The 20,124-nt window shown below is 43.0% G+C and carries 20 protein-coding genes; 11 read left to right on the plus strand and 9 right to left on the minus strand.

The genetic code is table 11. The features are described 5' to 3' along the window. The first annotated feature begins 607 nt into the window (after positions 1-607). From V7L29_RS00385 to rdgB, 6 genes are all read left to right on the plus strand, one after another. The gene (locus V7L29_RS00385; protein WP_334734159.1) at positions 608-1,231 is read left to right on the plus strand and encodes a DedA family protein; all 624 of its coding nucleotides are present in this window, start codon (positions 608-610) and stop codon (positions 1,229-1,231) included. Between the two features lie 239 nt (positions 1,232-1,470). After that, the gene (locus V7L29_RS00390; RefSeq protein WP_334689542.1) at positions 1,471-2,625 is read left to right on the plus strand and encodes a ParM/StbA family protein; all 1,155 of its coding nucleotides are present in this window, start codon (positions 1,471-1,473) and stop codon (positions 2,623-2,625) included. 5 nt (positions 2,626-2,630) lie between these two features. Beyond that, positions 2,631-3,107 carry a plasmid segregation centromere-binding protein ParR gene (locus V7L29_RS00395; protein WP_334734160.1) on the plus strand — a complete coding sequence of 159 codons (477 nt, stop codon included), beginning with the start codon at positions 2,631-2,633 and terminating at the stop codon, positions 3,105-3,107. A gap of 643 nt (positions 3,108-3,750) precedes the next feature. After that, positions 3,751-5,040, plus strand: a complete 1,290-nt coding sequence (locus tag V7L29_RS00400; protein WP_334734161.1) for a glycosyltransferase family 4 protein — start codon at positions 3,751-3,753, stop codon at positions 5,038-5,040. A 95-nt stretch (positions 5,041-5,135) separates the two neighbouring features. Then, complete coding sequence (locus V7L29_RS00405; protein ID WP_334689539.1) at positions 5,136-6,572, plus strand: phosphoglucomutase/phosphomannomutase family protein; 1,437 nt, start codon at positions 5,136-5,138, stop codon at positions 6,570-6,572. Between the two features lie 93 nt (positions 6,573-6,665). Beyond that, complete coding sequence (gene rdgB, locus V7L29_RS00410; protein WP_334689538.1) at positions 6,666-7,253, plus strand: RdgB/HAM1 family non-canonical purine NTP pyrophosphatase; 588 nt, start codon at positions 6,666-6,668, stop codon at positions 7,251-7,253. A gap of 185 nt (positions 7,254-7,438) precedes the next feature. Here rdgB and V7L29_RS00415 read toward each other — a convergent pair whose 3' ends face one another. The 6 genes from V7L29_RS00415 to thiD form a co-directional block, all read right to left on the minus strand. Beyond that, positions 7,439-7,750, minus strand: a complete 312-nt coding sequence (locus V7L29_RS00415) for a hypothetical protein (protein WP_334734162.1) — start codon at positions 7,748-7,750, stop codon at positions 7,439-7,441. Between the two features lie 193 nt (positions 7,751-7,943). Next, entirely contained in the window at positions 7,944-8,222 is a 279-nt protein-coding gene (locus V7L29_RS00420; RefSeq protein ID WP_229462136.1) for a hypothetical protein, read from the minus strand. A 71-nt stretch (positions 8,223-8,293) separates the two neighbouring features. Then, positions 8,294-8,677, minus strand: coding sequence for a GNAT family N-acetyltransferase (locus V7L29_RS00425; RefSeq protein ID WP_334734163.1), 384 nt, complete (start codon positions 8,675-8,677; stop codon positions 8,294-8,296). A gap of 66 nt (positions 8,678-8,743) precedes the next feature. Further along, positions 8,744-9,082 (minus strand): P-II family nitrogen regulator, encoded by a 339-nt coding sequence (locus tag V7L29_RS00430; RefSeq protein WP_012410794.1) that lies wholly within the window; start codon positions 9,080-9,082, stop codon positions 8,744-8,746. 353 nt (positions 9,083-9,435) lie between these two features. Beyond that, positions 9,436-10,044: a cell division protein ZapB gene (locus tag V7L29_RS00435; RefSeq protein ID WP_334734164.1), complete on the minus strand. Its 609-nt coding sequence runs from the start codon at positions 10,042-10,044 to the stop codon at positions 9,436-9,438. Positions 10,045-10,611: 567 nt separating this feature from the next. After that, a complete protein-coding gene (thiD, locus tag V7L29_RS00440; protein WP_334689533.1) occupies positions 10,612-11,433 on the minus strand; it encodes a bifunctional hydroxymethylpyrimidine kinase/phosphomethylpyrimidine kinase in 822 nt (273 codons plus the stop codon). An 80-nt stretch (positions 11,434-11,513) separates the two neighbouring features. Here thiD and V7L29_RS00445 point away from each other — a divergent pair, with 80 nt between their 5' ends. From V7L29_RS00445 to V7L29_RS00455, 3 genes are all read left to right on the plus strand, one after another. Further along, positions 11,514-11,645 (plus strand): hypothetical protein, encoded by a 132-nt coding sequence (locus V7L29_RS00445; protein ID WP_334734165.1) that lies wholly within the window; start codon positions 11,514-11,516, stop codon positions 11,643-11,645. A gap of 444 nt (positions 11,646-12,089) precedes the next feature. Continuing rightward, on the plus strand, positions 12,090-14,513 hold the full coding sequence (locus V7L29_RS00450; RefSeq protein WP_334734166.1) for a choice-of-anchor D domain-containing protein: 2,424 nt from the start codon (positions 12,090-12,092) through the stop codon (positions 14,511-14,513). 326 nt (positions 14,514-14,839) lie between these two features. Then, positions 14,840-15,073 (plus strand): hypothetical protein, encoded by a 234-nt coding sequence (locus tag V7L29_RS00455; protein WP_334689531.1) that lies wholly within the window; start codon positions 14,840-14,842, stop codon positions 15,071-15,073. A gap of 402 nt (positions 15,074-15,475) precedes the next feature. Here V7L29_RS00455 and V7L29_RS00460 read toward each other — a convergent pair whose 3' ends face one another. Further along, positions 15,476-15,910 carry a hypothetical protein gene (locus V7L29_RS00460; RefSeq protein ID WP_334734167.1) on the minus strand — a complete coding sequence of 145 codons (435 nt, stop codon included), beginning with the start codon at positions 15,908-15,910 and terminating at the stop codon, positions 15,476-15,478. Positions 15,911-16,029: 119 nt separating this feature from the next. Here V7L29_RS00460 and V7L29_RS00465 point away from each other — a divergent pair, with 119 nt between their 5' ends. Next, positions 16,030-17,877 carry a S8 family peptidase gene (locus V7L29_RS00465; RefSeq protein WP_334734168.1) on the plus strand — a complete coding sequence of 616 codons (1,848 nt, stop codon included), beginning with the start codon at positions 16,030-16,032 and terminating at the stop codon, positions 17,875-17,877. 123 nt (positions 17,878-18,000) lie between these two features. Beyond that, positions 18,001-18,234, plus strand: coding sequence for a hypothetical protein (locus tag V7L29_RS00470; RefSeq protein ID WP_334689528.1), 234 nt, complete (start codon positions 18,001-18,003; stop codon positions 18,232-18,234). Here V7L29_RS00470 and V7L29_RS00475 read toward each other — a convergent pair. Together V7L29_RS00475 and V7L29_RS00480 are read right to left on the minus strand one after the other, a co-directional pair. Then, positions 18,221-18,544, minus strand: coding sequence for a thioredoxin family protein (locus V7L29_RS00475; protein WP_190727634.1), 324 nt, complete (start codon positions 18,542-18,544; stop codon positions 18,221-18,223). The genes V7L29_RS00470 and V7L29_RS00475 overlap by 14 nt on opposite strands. A gap of 541 nt (positions 18,545-19,085) precedes the next feature. Beyond that, positions 19,086-19,259, minus strand: coding sequence for a hypothetical protein (locus tag V7L29_RS00480; RefSeq protein WP_334734169.1), 174 nt, complete (start codon positions 19,257-19,259; stop codon positions 19,086-19,088). Positions 19,260-20,124: the final 865 nt, after the last annotated feature.

Below are 20,124 nucleotides of genomic sequence, written 5' to 3' on the forward strand. Positions count from 1 at the left end.
AGCTAGAGCTACTGACCCTTCTCCTGACAGAGACGCGCAAGGACGGGTGACGCTCGATAACTCGCTAACGCTGCGTTCGCGGAGTGTCTGGTAGAGAAAACAGTTAGTCGTTCATGGGGAGCCACTCCGTTGTCCGGGTTAAAAGGCTTGAAGGAAGTAGCGTGGAAACCCCTAGACGCTCGAATACTCGCTCTAAGCGTTGGCGCAGCCTAAGAAAAAAAGCTATGCCGTAAAGCCTGCGGCATAGCTACGCTTAGGGCGCAGCCCAAGGTAGAGAAGGCTTTACGCTACGCTATGCGCGGCATTGTCTCCCCTTGTCCCCAAAAGAGAGGTAGCGCTCCCCGTAGGATACCCGTTCGCGGAGCGTCTCGTAGAGAAGGGCTGTAGGGAAAAGACCGCGCCAACTCACTACAAACTTTTATAACCCTCAAAATTAATCAAACAGACCCCTAGTTTTCACTTGTCTTACTCTGTTTCTCAATTGCGATGCCAACTTTTAGTACAGCCAAGTTACCTTGACTCTAGCAAGCGGGGATAATTACCTTCTAAAAAAGCTAAGGCTGAATTTAGTAACAAGACTAGTGCAGCAATTTCAGGAATTGACTCAATGCTTGAATGGATAACTAATACTATCAACTATTTTGGCTATTGGGGAATCGCCCTACTAATGTTCCTAGAGAACCTTTTTCCCCCCATTCCTTCAGAATTGATCATGCCAGTGGCTGGATTTACAGCAAGTCCATATCAACCAGGAGGGGCAAAGCTGAATATCATTGGTGTGTTTTTCGCAGGACTTTTGGGTTCTGTATTGGGTGCACTTATTTGGTATTATCCGGGTAAGCTTTTAGGCGAAACCCGTTTGAAAGCTTGGGCTGACAAGTATGGCAAATGGCTGGCTATATCTAGTAAAGATATTAACAAGGCCGAAGAGTGGTTTGACCGACAAGGTAGAAAAGCAGTGTTAATTGGTCGCCTTGTACCGGGAATCCGCACCTTGATTTCTGTTCCCGCAGGTATGAGCAATATGCCCTTGCAATCATTTTTGTTTTACACAACCTTAGGTAGCGCTGCTTGGGTGGGTTTGCTAACATACTCAGGATACGCGTTGGGTAGTCAGTATGAACTTGTGGATAAGTACCTCGCTCCTATATCCAAAATCGTACTTGGCGGTCTGGTTTTGGTATTTGTTTTCTGGATATTCAAGCGCCAGTTCAGACGTACTAGAAGATGAAACACGGACGCTTTTGGTTTGAAAGCAGTGAAAGCAGGGGTTACATCTGGCTAAAATTCGCCTACACTATGCCAAATAATACTAGATGTGCGTTGGCAAAGCCCATCGGAGGTATCACCGGAATTAATTTTTGGCGTATTTCTAGCTACACTTGACGCAACCTAGAATTTCTGGTTGCTCGCATTTTTGTAAGATGAGCATGACAACTTTTTACAGTTAAGTTTGAACTAGGAGCTTTCATGACAGACCAACCTTCTGCCGCTACCCCAATCAATGCCGCTGCTATACCCATGAATAGAGTGTCGGCATCCACTCCCATAAATGCTGTTAATAATCCCATCCCAAACACAAACAACCCTCCGGGAAAAACTATTCTCAGTGTTGATTTAGGCAGAACTTCCACAAAAACTTGTGTAAGTCGCGAACCCGGTAATGTAGTGTTCGTACCTGCCAACGTCAAGCAGATGTCAATAGAACAAGTACGTGGCGGTGTTTTTGAAGCCAGGGCTACTGACCCCTTAATGGATTTGTGGTTAGAGTATCAAGGCAATGGATATGCTGTTGGTCAACTGGCAGCAGATTTTGGGGCGAATCTAGGAGTCGGCCAATCTAAGGTAGAGGCTGCACTGGTAAAAGTGTTAGCAAGTGCTGGCTACTTCAAACTCAAAAATGATATCTCAGTCGTACTGGGTCTGCCTTTTCTTTCCTTAGAGCAATTTGAAAAGGAAAAAGCACAGTTGATTAGCCAAGTAGGTGGCCCTCATGTGTTGAACTTCCGAGGCGAATCTGTGTCGCTGAACGTCAGTAAAGTCTGGGTAATGCCAGAGGGTTATGGCAGTCTGCTGTGGTCTGAAGCTCAACCGAAAAAAAGCCCTGGCAGTCCCGATTTTACAAAAATATCGGTGGCGATCGTCGATATTGGACATCAAACCGTCGATCTTTTGATGGTAGATAACTTCCGTTTTGCCAGAGGTGCTTCTAAGAGCGAAGACTTCGGTATGAATAAGTTTTATGAATTGGTGTCCGCCGAAATCGAGGGAGCAGATAGTCAATCTCTAGCGCTGATTTCTGCTGTGAACAAACCCAGAGGTGAACGCTATTACCGTCCTAAAGGCGCTAGCAAGCCCACCAACCTAGACGATTTTCTTCCTAACCTCACAGAGATGTTTTCGCGCGAAATCTGTAGCCGTGTGCTAGCCTGGTTGCCAGAACGCGTCACCGATGTGATTCTGACTGGAGGGGGTGGTGAGTTCTTCTGGGACGACGTTCAACGTCTGCTCAAAGAAGCAAAGATTAATGCTCATTTAGCAGCACCTTCCCGACAGGCGAATGCTTTGGGGCAGTATATTTATGGAGAGGCACAATTATCCTCCAATCGCGCTGCTAGGGCATAAAGCTGATGTTCCAATGGTCAAAAAAGGTAGTTAAATCCGTCACGTTCAACCCAGAGCTTGCTGATGAAAGCTTGTTAGCGCAAGTAGAAAGTTATTTGGAAAAACAACCAGACAAGACTTTCAGCGACCTCTGTAAAGAAGCCTTGTGGCAATCTTTATGTGTACCGGCTGTACAACCTGCTCCACAAACAGCAGCAACAACACCGATTGAACAACAAATTGGTGAACTGCAACGTCAAGTGGCTGGACTTGAGGAACGTTTTTTTGCCAAGGGATCTAATCGTTTGGAGGCGATGGAACATCATCTCCTGCAACTTTCTCAACAAGTTGCACAATTGGCGCTCATAGTCAATGATCGATCATTCATTCAGTCTCCAACTCAATTAGAAGTAGTAAATAATACTTCTTATACTGTTGCTACCCCTCCTCAAGAGGTTGACCCCGTAATCAGTCGCCTTAGTCAGTTTCTTGATGATTTTTAAGGAAAAATCAGGTTTATGAGCAAAAAATGCTCATGTTAACAATCCTTAATAGTATTAACTATTAAGGATTATTAATGTTTATTCATATTTTTTAAAAAATAGTACATAGCTCAGAACAGGCTAGAGAGTGACTTAAGGAGTATAAAAAACAGAAAAAATATTACTCAGGGAAGAAAAACCCCGTACCTTTAAAAACTATTATCAACAGTAACTGTATTAAGTCATGATTATTAAGTTGAAAATGGCTGAGTAGATGATTGGCGATCGCCTGTTGAAATTCAGTTCCTGAGTAGACTTAGCATTTTTTGGAGATACAGCGTTTTTTAGGTAAATGAAGTACACGGGTAAGGGCATAACATTGTTCATTGGTGTCAACTTAACGTAAGACTGCTGTTTTACAAGGAACTTCAGTTCCAAGCTAATAGCAAAAGTCATCTCAAAGATGACTAAATATCTCCAGCAATCTTGAGTCTACTTCAGTTAACTTGAGCTATTAGCTTGGAAATTAATTCCCTGGCGGGTGATGAAGCCAACAATGAAGCTATTTTTAGCTTAAGTTGACACCAATGAACATTATTGTGTCCTTACAATGCTGTGTACTTCACTTCTTTGCAATCTGCTGTATCTAGTAGGTAATATAAAAATGGTTTTACCTCTGTTGATAAATACTTGCGATCCAAAAGCAGAAGAAGGAGCAGGAGATGCACGTGCAGCTTATAGATTACATCAGGGACTACTTAAGTTAGGAATTAATTCCCAGATGTTAGTCCAAGATAAGAAAATTGACGATCCAACTGTAATCGCTTACCCCAAAAAATTAGGTCAAATAATATCGAAAGTTCGTCCTTCTTTGGATGCTTTACCGCTAAAACTTTATGGTCATAGCAAACGCAATCCTATATATATGCGCTTACAGTGGCTCCCCAATAATCTTACCTCGCAGATTGCTACTCTTAATCCAGATATTATTAATCTCCATTGGATATGTGACGGATTTGTGCCAATTGAAGCTCTGGCAAGATTTAATAAGCCTATTGTTTGGACATTCCATGATTTGTGGTCATTCACTGGGGGATGCTGCTATAGCAAAGGGTGCGATCGCTATACAAAATCTTGTGGAAATTGTCCTCTACTCGGTAGTAACCAAGCTTTTGATTTATCGAGTTGGGTTTGGAAGCGCAAAGCTAAAGCATGGCAAAATCTCAAACTGACGATTGTCACCCCTAGCAAGTGGCTTGCTGAATGTGCTCAGTCAAGTTCACTATTTCAAAATAGTCAGATCAAAGTTATTCCCAACGGGTTAGATATTGGTATATATAAACCAATTGAGCGTCAAACAGCAAGAAACTTACTTAACCTACCGCAAAATAAGCAACTGCTTTTATTCGGAGCGCTCAACGCAACTGGTAACAAAAGAAAGGGATTCCATCTACTGCAAGCAGCATTGCAAAAGTTAAGCTCTAGTGAGTGGAAAGACAAGATAGAACTCATTGTTTTTGGTGCATCTCAACCGGAAAATCCAGTCGATCTTGGTTTTAAAGTATATTACCAAGGCAAAATCTTTGATGAGAAGAAACTAGTACTTCTCTATTGTGCAGCAGATGTGATGATTGTGCCATCAATTGAAGAAGCTTTTGGACAAACGGCTTCTGAATCTCTAGCTTGTGGTACACCTGTAGTTTCTTTTGATTCGACAGGTTTAAAAGATATTGTCGATCACCAAAAGAATGGCTATCGAGCTAAGTGTTTTAGTGATCAGGACTTAGCGAATGGAATTATTTGGGTGATTGAGAACAAACAACGGCATAAAAAACTCTGCTCGAGCGCTCGTGAGAAAGCCGAACAAAAATTTAATTTAGAACTAATTACACGTTCTTACTTGTCTGTGTATGAACAAGCACGCACGCAATTTAATAGGGATCGTGCAATTTAAAAGTATAATAGCTTAGATGTTAATACTATATTCTTTTTTTACTTTCTACACTGTATAAATGCTAGAATCCTCAAGTAGACAGTTAGGATACCTAGATGCCAGTTGTAGCTAACTCAATCAAGTTTGGTACAGACGGCTGGCGGGGCGTAATTGGAGATGAGTTCACCTTTGAACGCCTAGCCCTGGTCGCGCCAGTCGCCGCAAAAGTATTATATGATACATATTTTTCTACAGTGGGTAGCCGGACAATAATTGTCGGTTATGATCGCCGATTCATGGCGGAAGATTTTGCTCGTGCTGTCGCCGATGCTGTCACCGCTGTCGGATTTGATGTTTTACTCAGTGAAACCTACGCTCCAACCCCAGCTTTTAGTTGGGCAGCAAAACAACTCAATGCCTTAGGAGCACTAGTAATTACAGCCAGTCATAATCCGGGAGCATATTTAGGTTTAAAAGTCAAGGGATATTTTGGTGGTTCGGTGTCGCCAGAAGTCACAAAGGAGATAGAAGCACTGTTGCTCGAAGGAGTACCACCCGCAGCTACCCCAGGCAAGCAAGAGAAATTCGATCCCTGGCCCAGTTATACCCAAGCCCTAGAAGGTAAAGTTGATATCGCCAAAATTCGAGAAGCGATCGCCTCTGGCAAATTGACCTTATTTGCTGATGTCATGCATGGCGCTGCTGCTGGCGGATTGGCGAAGCTATTAGGCAATCAGGTCAAAGAAATCAATAGCGAACGTGATCCCCTATTTGGTGGCGGCGCACCGGAACCTTTGCCTAAATACCTTTCGCAGCTATTTGAAGTCATCAAAGCTCACCGAGAAACTGATAAATCAGGTTTAATTGTAGGGTTGGTATTTGATGGAGACTGCGATCGCATTGCAGCGGTGGATGGAGAAGCCAACTTCCTAAGTTCCCAAGTATTAATCCCGATATTAATCGACCACTTAACCCTGCGACGCGGCTTTACTGGTGAAATAGTCAAAACTGTTAGTGGTTCTGACTTGATGCCCCTTGTAGCAGCACTACATAACCTGTCAGTATTTGAGACAGCAGTTGGTTATAAATACATCGCTGACAGAATGTTAGCAGCAAAGGTGTTGCTGGGTGGTGAAGAGTCGGGAGGAATTGGCTATGGCAGCCATATTCCCGAACGCGATGCACTGCTGTCAGCATTGTACGTTCTAGAAGCGATCGTAGAATCTGGTTTGGATTTAAGTGAATATTATCGCTACTTGCAGAAACAAGCAGGGTTTAGTTCAGCATATGATCGCATTGATTTACCCTTAGCAAGTATGGAAGTGCGATCGCGTCTTTTGCAACAACTACAAACCCAACCCTTAACAGAAATTGCCGGGTTAGCAGTAATTGATTGTCAGACAATTGACGGCTACAAATATCGCCTCGCTGATAAAAGCTGGTTAATGATTCGCTTTAGCGGGACTGAACCAGTTTTACGTCTGTACTGCGAAGCCCCGACAATTGAACAAGTGCATCAAACTCTTGCTTGGGCGAAACAGTGGGCAGAGTAAAATTAATCATTAGTCATTTGTCTTTTATCCTTTGTCCTTGGTAAATGACTAATGACCAATAACAAATAACCAATGACCAATGACCAATGACTAATGACCAAATTACTTGTAGTAGCCACAGGAAATCCAGGTAAGTTGCGGGAAATGCAAGCTTACCTGACAAATTCTGGTTGGGAATTAACCCTCAAACCTGAAGAATTGGAAATTGAAGAGACAGGCGAAACCTTTGCCGCCAACGCTTGTTTGAAAGCGTCACAAATTGCTAAAACCACAGGAAACTGGGCAATTGCTGATGATTCGGGCTTGGAAGTAGATGCCCTAAATGGCGCACCAGGGGTGTATTCTGCACGTTACGCCAAAACTGACTCAGAACGCATTGCTAGGGTATTGACGGAATTAGGCAACGAGGTAAATCGGCAAGCTCAATTTGTTTGTGCAGTAGCGATCGCTCGTCCTGATGGTGCGATCGTATTACAATCTGAAGGTATTTGTCGCGGCGAAATTCTCTACGCACCTCGTGGTGATAGTGGTTTCGGCTACGATCCAATTTTTTATGTGCAAGAGTTGCAATTAACCTTTGCTGAGATGACACAGGAATTGAAAGGGTCAATTAGCCATCGAGGCAAGGCTTTTGCTGCTTTACTTCCCCAACTAGACACATTGTCTAGTCCTCAGTCCTGAGTTAGGATAAAAAACTGATTTAAGAAATGAAAAGCTATCTGAAAATTAGTAGTTTTGGCGTTACTGAATAGTCAGACTAAAATATAGCAATTAAGGAAAATATAACAAAGGCTTGTGGTATCAAAGCTAAAAGTGATTTTCCACAAGTTTTTGAAGTATAAATGCTGTTTACCTTTATTGTGCGGTTAAGCAATTATCTCCTTAAGTTTTTGAAGAGTCGCTTCAGACCATTTATTTATGTAGCTGGTTTTTCCAGCAGGAATACAGATATAGTAAATTGGATTGTTACGTAAATTTAAGATTTTTATTCTCTGAAGAACATCATGGTTCCGTATATTTAAAACTTCGGCTAGATGAGTACATGTATAGGGATAATGTTCTTCTTTAGGAAGGCTAATCGCACTCAAAGCAATATTTGTATTATCGAGATTAGTTGTGACTCTTAAAGCAGCATCTTCAGAGCTTCCATTTCGTACAGCCTCAAACTGGCTTACCACTCTGTTAATACTGTTCTCCAATCGAGTCAGCTTTTGCGTTAATTAATCACTAACAACTGAAGATAATATATCTCTGAGCCTATTCTCTGACACCTCAATCATAGGGCTAATACCCTTACGATTGAGGCGTGCTTGGCTTAACGGAGTTACATTATTAGCTTCTGAGTTTGGCTCAGATGACATAAACAAATCCTTACGCTACATTGGAATGTTGGAATTTTTGTTGAAGACAATCCAAAATATCATTTTCGGTTTTTTGCACGATTTCTTCAATTTCTTCCTGCGATAATATGTTACCCAACTCTTCCTGCAAAATTGCTATTAATTTTTCATAACTAATATGAGCTTGAGTTTTAGCCAAATATTTAGCTAAATTTTGACCTAAATCTAGCCCCGCAGCCACATCACAATCTACTTCATCTTCAAGTTGAACCGCCCACTGTAACCAAGAATTACTAGATAAATACTGCATTGCCCTATCCCTTCCTGACTATCCACAACCAAGTTAACCAGCTAACTAGATTGGCTGAGTATTTTCTCAGCTTAGTCTGATGAAATCTCAAAGTATCTTAGTCCTTGTTTATTGGAATCATATCCCAAATCAACCATTCCAAATTTTGCGTAAAAATTTTCTGCGCCAGGTAAGGAGTGTAAACCAATCCTACCTTTGTAATCTAAATCAAAGCTATGTTCTATAGCGAACTTTAGTAAACTACTTCCAACACCTTTATACATTGGTGGATTTTCTATAGAGCGCCGATTCCAAGGAGCTATAGTTAAGTAATCTACATAAACGAGATTCTTAGTAGATGCTAAAAGGGAACGATAGCAATATAACTCCAGAATCATAAGTCCTTGAGTAATCGCTTCGCATTCTAATGCGAGCCTTTCATAAGTTTTTGTCGTAGCTTGTAGCCAGTAGGACATGGGAATATGCCTATATGTGACTTATTAAGTCATATATAGGCATATAGTTCAGAAGCTTATCAGCACTCAAACTGCTTCTGTGTTCTTTTCCCCGGTACGAATCCGAATCACTTGCTCAACAGGCGAGATGAAAATTTTACCATCGCCGATTTCACCAGTGCGGGCAGCAGCAATAATTTTGTCCACCACCATATCAACCTGATTGTCGTCAACCACGATTTCCACTTTCAGTTTTTGCAGAAACTCAACAGTATACTCAGAACCGCGATACCGTTCAGTTTGACCTTTCTGGCGTCCGAACCCCCGGACTTCAGAAACAGTCATGCCGACAATACCAGCGTTAACTAAGGCAATTTTCACCTCATCTAGTTTAAATGGGCGGATAATAGCTTCTACTTTTTTCATCTTCTTGACTCCTGACTTTTACTAGCTTCGTTTATATATCTAACCAGATCCGCTGTCTGAAGCTGTAACTAGCAGTGCTTTTCCTAAAACATATGTAATAATTACCACTTTTTAAAATGTAGATGCTTTGCCTGAGGGTTCGGGACATGAGAAGTGGCAAGGATTTATTAATTGGATAGTCTTTAAGGTTCTAACATAGAGAAGTTGCTGTAAATTTAGCATTTTATGTAGCTTTTATAACCTAAAAATAGATCAACTCCGCCGTTTAGCGGATTTGTTCGGATATTTAGAGAGTGATTGCAGACAAATTGCTCAGTAGCCCGAAAGCCTGCTGCTGAATGTGAGAGTCTCAACTAACGTTTCTGATGTTCAAACAAAGGACGGACAACGAAATATCCAGCACTAAAGGCAGTAAGCATGATTAACAAGATAGTGATAATTAACCACCAACCACTGACTTCCTTGGCATCTGGCTCAGTAGTCGAATAATAACTTACTTGTTGCTCTTCTATAAAAACTGGTTCTGGTATCGGGAAATTCATTTCCATTACAGGTGTAGAAAAGTCTTGGCGGCGGCTTTTTTCGGGGGGCGCTTTGGGCACAACAGGTGGACGCGAACGAGAAACCTGCTGAGGTGGACGCGCTTGAGTTACTGACTGTTTGGCGGCACTTTTAACATCGCCAGAAGCTTGGGTAGCTTGGTGATAACTAGGTGTAGCATGGGAATCCACAAACTTTTGCAAGTGAGAAAAAGACTTAACGACTTTGGTAATTTCTTGACGTAGTAATTGATTTTCTTGTGCTAATTGCTGATTTTGGGTGGTGAGTGCATTTAGCCTTGCCTGTACTGCTTGCAACTCTGTTGACAATTCCCTATATACAGATAGTGGTACAGAGGGAGGGTAGGCTTGAGTAGTCGGTGTTGGCGAATTCCTGTGAACAGAACCTATGGTTGTTCGCATCGGGGGCTTGGTATTAAAAATCAAGGTAATTAGATTGTACAGAGATGCTAACAGAGATAGTCAGCCCTGAAACTATGCCCAAGAATAATAGAAAAATGCCGAAAGGGCAAAGATTTCTGATTAAGGATTAGGGATTGGGGATTAGGGATTGGGAATTAGGTTAAAACCCTGCTTCTGGTGGGCGGATTTCTTCAATCTTAAAGAAGGTTAAAACACCGCCTCTAGTGGGCAGATTTCTTCCCCAGTCCCCTTGATAACTGACCACGAGGTTAATTTGCAGGACTTACGCACTAACAACTTGAAACCTCGTTCGCGTAGCGTGCGCGAAGCGCACTCCCCCCTAACCCACGCCAGTCGCTCTACTTGAGGAGACCCCAGATGCTCGCGGACTCGCTAACGCTACGCTATCGCCCTACAGCCCTACGGGCATCCTACGGCGGGCGTCTCCCCTTCTCCCAAAGGGAGAGGCTAACGCCAAGGGAGAAGACCGTGTTGGCTCTCCGATAAATTGGGGAGAAACTCAAAAGCCCCCAATTTCGCGGGTTGGGGATCTCTTGTGCGTAAGTCCTAATTTGGTAACAATGAGAAGAAATGTCCTACAGGACCTTGCCCTTCGCCAATATCTAGGGCGTAAGTGAGTGCAGTAGTCACATACTCTTTTGCCTGTTGTACTGCCTGCCACAAATCTTTTCCCTTAGCCAGATTAGCAGCGATCGCAGCCGATAGTGTACAACCAGTACCGTGGGTATTTTTTGTCTCTACTTGCTGGCAAGTCAAAACTTCCAACTTGTTCCCATCAAACCAGATATCAACGCCACGCATATCTGTGTGCATACCTCCGCCCTTGACTAAAACAGCCTTTGTCCGTAAAGTCTTGTGAATAATTTCAGCAGCAGCTTGCATATCTTCCAAGGAATTGATTTGTAAACCGCTCAAAATCTGGGCTTCATAGCGATTGGGCGTGATGATAACCGCCTTGGGAATCAGGGCATGGCAAAGAGTCTTCACAGCATCATCATCAATCAATTGTGCCCCAGTACGTGACACCATTACTGGATCAACTACTAGATTATCGATTTGTAAAGCTTCCACCTGTTGGGCAACAGCTAAAATAATTTCCTGATTGAGCAACATTCCGGTTTTGGCAGCTTGTACACCAATATCCTCAACTACTGCCTGAATTTGCGCCACAACAGCCTCTCTTGGCATAGCATCAACCCTCCTCACCTCTAGAGTATTTTGTGCCGTGACGCAGGTTATAGCGCTAGTACCGTGGACACAGTGAAAAGCAAAGGTGCGTAAATCAGCTTGAATTCCTGCACCGCCACCACTATCTGAACCAGCAATGGTTAAAGCAACGGGTGTTCTGGAGTTTATTTCAGTGTTCATATATGAAGATTAAGTAAGTTGGCCTCATCAAACCAAACTATCTCAAAGATTGATCAACTAGGCTAAAACCCTCTTTCCTCGTGCCTGATCGCAACAACAAAGATTTACGGCAACCTTTTTACTGGCGAGATGGTCGTTACTTGGCGACACCGAATAGCCCGCTGTACCCTTCCCTACGGATGCTTTGCGAACGGGAAGCAAGCTATGCGTAGCCGACGCATCACAAGGCATGGCTTCTTTAAAAATTTTTAGAGAAACTTCATTAAATCCTTGCACAAAGCGCTCTCCATTCCCATATCACTCTGGCAATTAACAGGACTCTACCACGACAGTTGCATATTTTCTTAGATTTTTTTGTAAAAAAAACTACCTTAATCAGGGTATTCACCGATTTAAATCTCCTTTTTTAAGGTTAGTTTTAATACATGAATTTCCCAGACTCAGTTACACCTGCCCTATCAACGGTTGGCAGGAGAAAAAATTTTCAGTTTGACAACAGCGTTTTTACAACCGATGCGATTTCAAGTCGCGATCGGACAGCTGTGACTGTGCTGAAAAGTCCAGACAGATGACCCATTTAAATAACTACTTAGCAACTGAGGAAAGTTGCTGAGAGTGTACTACCAATTCCCCTTACACACATTCGGAGTAAACCTATGGCTGGCAAAACATACTACGTTTCTGGAACAGGTAATGATAAAAATAATGGCTTGAAAGAGGATCAAGCATTTCGCACCCTTCAAGCAGCTGCCAACTTGGTGCAGGCAGGTGATACCGTCTACGTCATGAATGGTACTTATGAGGAGAAACAATACCCTACCAAATCAATCCTTAGTATCGATCAAAAACACGGCACAGAGGCGGCACCAATCACATTCACTGCCTATCCTGGTCACAATCCCGTACTCAAATCGGCCAATTTCAATGCTATCAGTATCACAGGCTCTTCCTACATCGTCATCGAAGGTCTGACACTTATTGGAGCTAACGATCAAGTTACTCTAGCGTATGCACAATCCCAGAAGGATAACCCAGACTGTGTACTGACAAATGGAAACGGCATTTACGCAACAACTGACTCTTCGGGTGAGCATTCCACTCACCTTGTTTTTCGAGGTAATAATATCTCCAAGTTCTCCGGCGGAGGAATCGCAGCAGTAGAAGCAGATTATACCACTGTTGAGAACAACATCGTATCTGAATGTGGGTGGTATTCCTTGTATGGGACGCAAGGAATTTCGTTACTTAAAAACTATAATTCAGATAACAATACGAGCATTTATAAAAATATTATTCGAGGAAACATTACGTACAACAATTACAATTACATTCCTTGGGTTGGAGCGGGAGCAGTCACCGAAGGACATGGCATTATGATTGATAACGGAAATGTTCCAGGTTTAGATGGAGAGGCTTATACTGGGAAAACATTAATTACTAATAACATATCCTACAAGAATGGTGGAGCGGGTATCCAGGTATTTAACAGTGCTAATGTCGATGTGGTCAACAACACAACTTATCAAAATTCACAACACCCTGATTTACAAGGTACTGGTGAGATTTTTATCAATAAAGCAACTAACACACAAGTGTTTAATAACATCATGTACGCCAAAGAAGATGGTGCTTCATATGTTGTGACTTCTTCGTCAAAAGAAACCAAAGCTGATCATAATTTGATTTATAACACTGATCAGTACAGCAAAACAGGAACTAATTTTATTTTGGGTAAAGATCCCTTGTTTGTTAATGCCGCAAATAATGACTTTAGGCTCAAACTTGGAAGTCCTGCGATCGATACTGGTTCCGATGCCTTCAATAGCATTACTAAGAATATTCCCCAGGATGGTGATGGTAATGGCACCGCAGTGATTGATATTGGTGCATACGAAGCGTCCCGCAGCCTCATCCCTACTCCAGAAATTCAAGTTCTTGATGGTACAGTTGACATTGCAGATGACAGCACTACCCCGATTAACTTTGGCGACACCACTGTTGGTAACACCCTGACCAAAACTTTTACTATTAAGAACACCGGTCTAGCCACACTCAACCTAAGTAATCTCAAACTTCCCGACGGATTTAGTTTGGTCGGAACTCTTCCGACGAGCGTGGCTGTTAATGCTTCCACCACCATATCGGTGGCACTCTATACCACTACAGCCGGCACTTATAGTGGTAGCTTCAGTTTAAATAACAACGATAGTAACGAAAGCCCCTTTAACTTTGCGATTAGTGGCACAGTTAAACCCGCTCCGGCTCCAGAAATCCAGGTTCTCAATGGCACATATAACATTGCAGATGGCACCACCACCGCCATTAGCTTTGGCAACACCAGTGCTGGTAACACTCTGACTAAAACCTTTACTATTAAGAACACCGGTACAGCCGCACTTAACTTGAATAATCTCAAACTTCCCGACGGATTTAGTTTGGTCGGAACTCTTCCGAAGAGCGTGGCTGCTAATGATTCCACCACCATATCGGTGGCACTCGATACCATTACACCTGGCGACTATGGTGGTAGCCTCATTTTAGACAACAACGATAGTAACGAAAGCTCCTTTGACTTTGCTATTAAGGGCACAATTAGACCCGCTCCTGCCATCGTCGGTACTTCAGGAAATGACCAACTTTCCGGAGGCGACCCGGATGATCGGCTTTACGGACAAGATGGTAATGACCGACTTTACGGCAATAATGGCAATGACCAGCTTTGGGGTAATAACGGTAACGATACCCTGTTCGGCGGTCTTGGCAATGACCAACTCTACGGGGGTGAAGGCAACGACTGGCTTTACGGTGGTAAAGGCAACGATGTGCTTACCGGAAACTATGGTGTTGACACCTTTGTATTAGCTTCTGGTGAGGGTACAGACTCTATTACTGACTTTGAAATGGGTAAGGACAAGCTTGCGTTATCAGGTGGTCTCCGGTTTGGTCAATTGTCGATATACAACCAAGGAAGTCAAGCCTTGATTGTGGATAGTTCTGATAATCAAGTGTTGGCGAAGTTGGATGGGGTTAGTGCGTCAACGCTCTTGGCTCAGGCTTCTACGACTTTTATAACTATTTGATTGTGTTTTCCGATGACCAAGCCTCGTCACAGCAAGTATAGGTGTATAGGGGAATAACTAGAGAAAAGATTTGGTATTGAGCAACTAAATTTATTTTATCGGGTTTCTCTACACTTTAATCCCTATCAAGGTGACCGCAACTTCTATTCATTCGATCAGAGAACTCGAAACTTCAGGCTTAGAACTTGAAACTTCCAGATAAAAACTTGGAATTTTAAGAATTCGCCAACCAGTCCCGTCCTAACAATTTCCGGGGAATTTATTCTTCAGCTAATAGCAGAAAACTTCAAAGAGGACTGATGGCATCGGATGTGAGTTAGAAACCAATGCCTACAAAAAAATTTACGCAAGCAACTTGTTTCACCGGACTGATAGTAGCAAAATTGGCCTCATCTGTTATTGTCCGGCTTGGAGAAACGGATTTGCTTCTGGAGATCGCAGATATGACGACAGGGACAGCCATTCAAACTGCTAACACCCATGATCGCACACATGGTACTCCAAACCATACAGGTTCTTCATTGATGATCGCTCCACTAGAAACGCTCATTTCCCTTTAAGTCACTTTTAAATCGCTTCATAACTTATCAAGGCAATACATGCTTGAGTCACAGTGTAGCTCAAATTAACTGATGAACCAAAAGTAAAGATTTCCAATGCCGTGCCCCATGACTGTCTAATTAATATTTTCAAGAATGAAGGATATTGCTTTTGAGGCAAGGGAAGAAAAAAGTTATTGAACAATAATTCTTTCTCAAGAAAGCTCCTTTACTCCCTCTGCTGAAGAAAGCTCCTTTGGAATAAGCGATATAACAATTAAGACAGTCAGAGTGCCGTGCCCCTACACAGTTGGTTAAAAGAACTTCCAAATAAAAAAACATCCTATCGCCAAGGAACAAGGAGGAGGAAGTCGCGTTAAGTGCATAGAGAAAGATAATTTATTTTTTGGAGCTCCCAAATAACTACTGATTTTGTTTTGTTCGCAAGTCTTGTAATACAGAGAGCAAAAACTTACCCCATTCTGCTGCCAAAGGGATTTCTGTAAACGGAACCCGCACTGAACTAGTAGATTCGGAAAATAGAAATTCTAACTCTATAGAACCACCTTTATCCGGAATATCTTCTAAATCTACTTGCTTGTCATCTACCAAAAGATATATTTGCTTAACATCAAGCAAAGAGAATGTTTCGAGTTGAATTAGCCCTTTAGGCGTGGGTTTTCCCCAAGTTAGATTGTTGCCTTTTTGACCTAATACTGAATAAATATCGTACTTAGCCCGTTCAAATTGCTCTGCCCAGGTGCGATAAGCTTCAACTTTTTGATACTCCTTCGAGCCTTGCCAAGCCAACCAGAAAAACATTACTAATAGGGGCAACCACAAAAGACCACGTTCCATCGTTTAAAAAATCCTGAGTCCTGAGTGAAACTTGTAACTAAAAGTGCCAAATCCCCCAATAAAGGATGGAGATAAGTTATGGTAGTGAGCAAACTGACAAAAAGCGGTGATGAGTTAATATGAGAAAACTTATATTATTGTGCTTGTTTGTCATTGGGCTGGGATCTGCCATATTTGGTTTCCTGAATTTCCAGGGATTGGCAGCTAAAGGAGAGTTTGAAACGATTTTGCTTGATTTTCGGGAAGATATTCCATCACTTGTGGTGGAACAGAATTTGCAAGCGATCGCCAAACAATACAACGTTACACCCCAATTAGACAACAAGTTTTCCAAAAAAGATAATGTGTATATTGTCAAAGGCGATCGCCAGCGACTCCAAGAACTGAAAAAATCTCAGTTTGCCCAAACTACAGAATTCATTGAACCAAATTACATCTACAGGAAGATCCCACAACCCGGTCAAGCAGCTTGGCTGGCAGAATTTTTGAGACCCCAAGAAGATGAAGCAAACCCCTCATTAACTGGTCCCAATGACCAATATTACAGCAAGCAGTGGAACTTGCACAAAATCGGCATTGAAGGCGCATGGAGTCAAACCAAAGGCAGTGGCATTACAGTTGCAGTGATTGACACCGGGATTACCAAGGTGCGGGACTTGTATGAGACAAAATTCGTCAAAGGCTATGATTTTGTTAACGACCGAGAAGAAGCCAAAGACGATAATGGTCACGGTACCCATGTTGCCGGAACTATTGCCCAAGCCACAAATAACAAATATGGCGTAGCTGGAATTGCCTACGAAGCCAGTTTGATGCCGCTGAAAGTACTCAGTTCATATGGTGGCGGTACTGTTGCCGATATTGCCGAAGCGATTAAATTTGCTGCTGATAAAGGCGCAGATGTGATTAATATGAGCTTGGGCGGTGGCGGTGAAAGCAAGTTGATGAAAGAAGCGATCGAGTATGCCCATAGAAAAGGTGTAGTTATTATTGCCGCAGCCGGAAATGAAAACGCCAATGGGGCAAGCTATCCAGCCCGCTATCCCTATGTAATCGGCGTTTCGGCAATTGGCCCAGATGGCGAAAAAGCACCCTATTCTAACTTTGGTGCTGGGGTAGATATCTCTGCTCCTGGTGGTAGTGAAGCTGGTAAGATTCTCCAAGAAACTATTGACGAAAAGGGCGAAGGGGTATTTCTGGGCTTCCAGGGTACAAGCATGGCTTCTCCGCACGTTGCTGGTGTTGCGGCATTAATCAAAGCTGCTGGCATCAAAGAACCAGATGAAGTGTTAAAAGTCCTTAAGCAGTCGGCACGAGTTATCCAGGATGATGGTTTGAACTATTATGGTGCTGGACAACTCAATGCCGAAGCAGCAGTAAAACTAGCCTTTGCCGGACAAATCAGTTTTACAGATTTCTTCCGGTGGTTACGGGATAACGGCTATCTTAACCCCGGCTTTTGGATTGATGGTGGTGCGATCGCACTCTTACCCAAGATTTTAATGGTAGTTGGTTCCTATCTGCTGGCTTGGTTTTTACGGGTTTACTTCCCCTTCACTTGGAGTTGGTCTTTATCTAGTGGCTTAATTGCCGGCAGTTCTGGGTTATTCTTCCTCAAGGGAATCTATATTTTTGATCTTCCCCAATGGCCTTTCCGGGTTTTAGGCAGTTCAATTCCCGAACTAGGCAATACCCTCCAGGGAACTGATGCTTTTAATCCCCTGTTTGCTAGCGTACTGATTCCCATTGTGTTAATGGCATTGCTGCTGGGACATCCTAGTTGGAAATGGTTTGCCATTGGTTCAACTTTAGGTGTAGCAGCGTGCTTGACGATAAGTGCATTTCTCGATCCGGCAGTTTGGGGCTTGGGAAGTGGTCACTTAGCACGCCTCTTCCTGATCGCCAATGCCCTAATCTGTTATGGACTAGCTCGTTTAGCATTGAAAAACGAAGAAAAAACAGCATAAATGGGGAATTGGGCATGGTGCATGGGGGAAGAATTCTTAATAACTCCTAACTCCCTACTCTCCTACTCAGCACGGGCTAAACCATAGCTATCTGCTAACAGCACTTACAACTCAGCATTGTTTATGAGCATTACACTTAAAGGTACAATCGAACGCCGTGATATTGGCACAGGCGCATGGGCGTTAGTCACAGAAGAGGGCGTTACTTACGAAATCCTCAGAGGGGCTGACAAAGACTTACTCAAAGCCGGACAAAAAGCAAAAGTTAAAGGACAGGTGCGTGAAGATATCATGACAACTGCCATGATTGGCCCTGTCCTAGAGGTCAAATCTTTTGAGGTAATTAGTTCTGATTAGCTGTGGAATTTAGAACCTCTTGAAGACGGCTTCTAAACTCCCCTTTGGGATGACCTCCTTTTACCTCACCCACAATCTGAAATTCCCCTTCTGGAGAATTGCAGATGATGTAAGTAGGCCATCCCATTTCTGATTTATCGGGATACTGAGTTAATAGAATCTTGCGATACTTGCGGTAAGCAGCCGTATCCTGCATTTTTACATCGATAAATTCTAAACCCAGTTCTTCAGCCACCTTTTTGTCATAAAAAGACATTTTGTGGCAGATGCCGCACTCTTCTGAAGAGAACTTAATTACAGCTAAACTCATGGGTTGGCGACTCTTTGATTCTAGGCAAAGTTTTTTAACATAATGCCATGAAATATTACCATATAGCTGGTCATTAGTGTCAACTTCAGGCTGAAACCCTGAGCCAGTATCTTTTCCTCCTTCCTTGCTTCTAGCAGGGAAGGCAATTTTTTGGAGGCTCTGCCTCCAGTACTGCATTCCCAGGCTGAACCTGGGAACGAGAAATTATGATGTCTGAAGTTGACAGCATGATTGCTGGCAGACAAAGAATTAGGGGTTAAAATGTAGAAAAAAAATTAAGAATATGATTAAATATCATAGCAATCATTTTGAAATGGGATCTTTAGCTGAGAATAAAAAGAAAGCGATTCAAGGATTGCGTGAGCAGGTTATGCTGTATCCTGGCAACAGGAACTCAAGTCTACTAGCAGTAGCAACAAGAGTAGTCGTGTACTTCAGTTGTGTAGACAGTAAATGCTAGGGCGATGTCTAACGACAAGCCCTCCGGGTTCGGGGGTGACGCTCCATCGTCGCTCTAAGCGTACCCCTGCGGGGAAGCAAGCTACGCGTTAGCGTCTTGTAGAGAAGCTATGCCGTAGGCTTTACGCTGCGCTAACGCAATCGACGGGAACCGCCTTTCCTTCTCTGCGAGAGGCTGCGCCAACGGAACGCTATACGAACGTGCAGCGTCTGGTAGAGAAGACTGCGACCCACTCACCGCTACGCGTCTACGCATAAAAAAACCCCCAGCAAGTGTTAGCCAACCAGGGGAGTTAGTTATCAGGGTGCATCTACCAATTAAATGTTCTCAGGTTGAACACCATACTCCGGATAAATTTGTACAAAGGTCAGTTATTTTTTTAAATAAAAAAACCCCAGTTGGTGTTACCCTACTAGGGGAGTGAGTTATCAGGGTGCATCTACCAGTAATCTTTTCTAGGGGCAGCCAGTATCTTCAGGAGAAAATGGTCAAAATTAGGGTTGATAGCGATGTCTACGACGGGCGTAGCTGCGGCAACTAGAAAAAACCCCTAGTGGGTCTTAGCCAACCAGGGGAGTGAGTTATCAGGGTGCATCTACCAATAATCTTTTCTCAAGCAAATGGGTAGCTACCGGATGAATTAGCAGAGGTTGAAGTTGTTACTGTTTGTTTATCAGAGAAAAACCTCAGAGGGGTTAGTTATCAGGACAGACCTGCCAATTAAATGACTGGTGCACTACCTTAAAAAATGGGTGTGTCAGGGATGATTGCTGTTTTAGGATTTATGCACAAGAGATCCCCAAACCCCTGAAAAAGTTGGCTCTTAGAGTTCCCCTTTTCCAGGGGAGGCAGTGCCTTGCTGTTAGCGTAGTGATCGCAACGTAGGAACGCGCAGGGTAGGAACTACTGAAAGGGTTTCCAGACTCTTAAAGCTTGCTAGCAAGAGCGTTTTTGAACCAGAGAATCAACTGGCGTAGGCTTATTCAGATATAGGTTTGGTGGTTTTCAGTGCTTAAGTTTTGTACTTATACCAATTCTCCATGAAGATGCACTTAATCTTGAAAAACGAACCGCCAAGAACGCCAAGAACGCCAAGGAAGATAGAGGTAACTATTTAGTG

The sequence above is a fragment of the Nostoc sp. genome, from assembly GCF_036916575.1.
In the GTDB taxonomy this organism is placed as follows: Bacteria; Cyanobacteriota; Cyanobacteriia; order Cyanobacteriales; family Nostocaceae; genus Nostoc.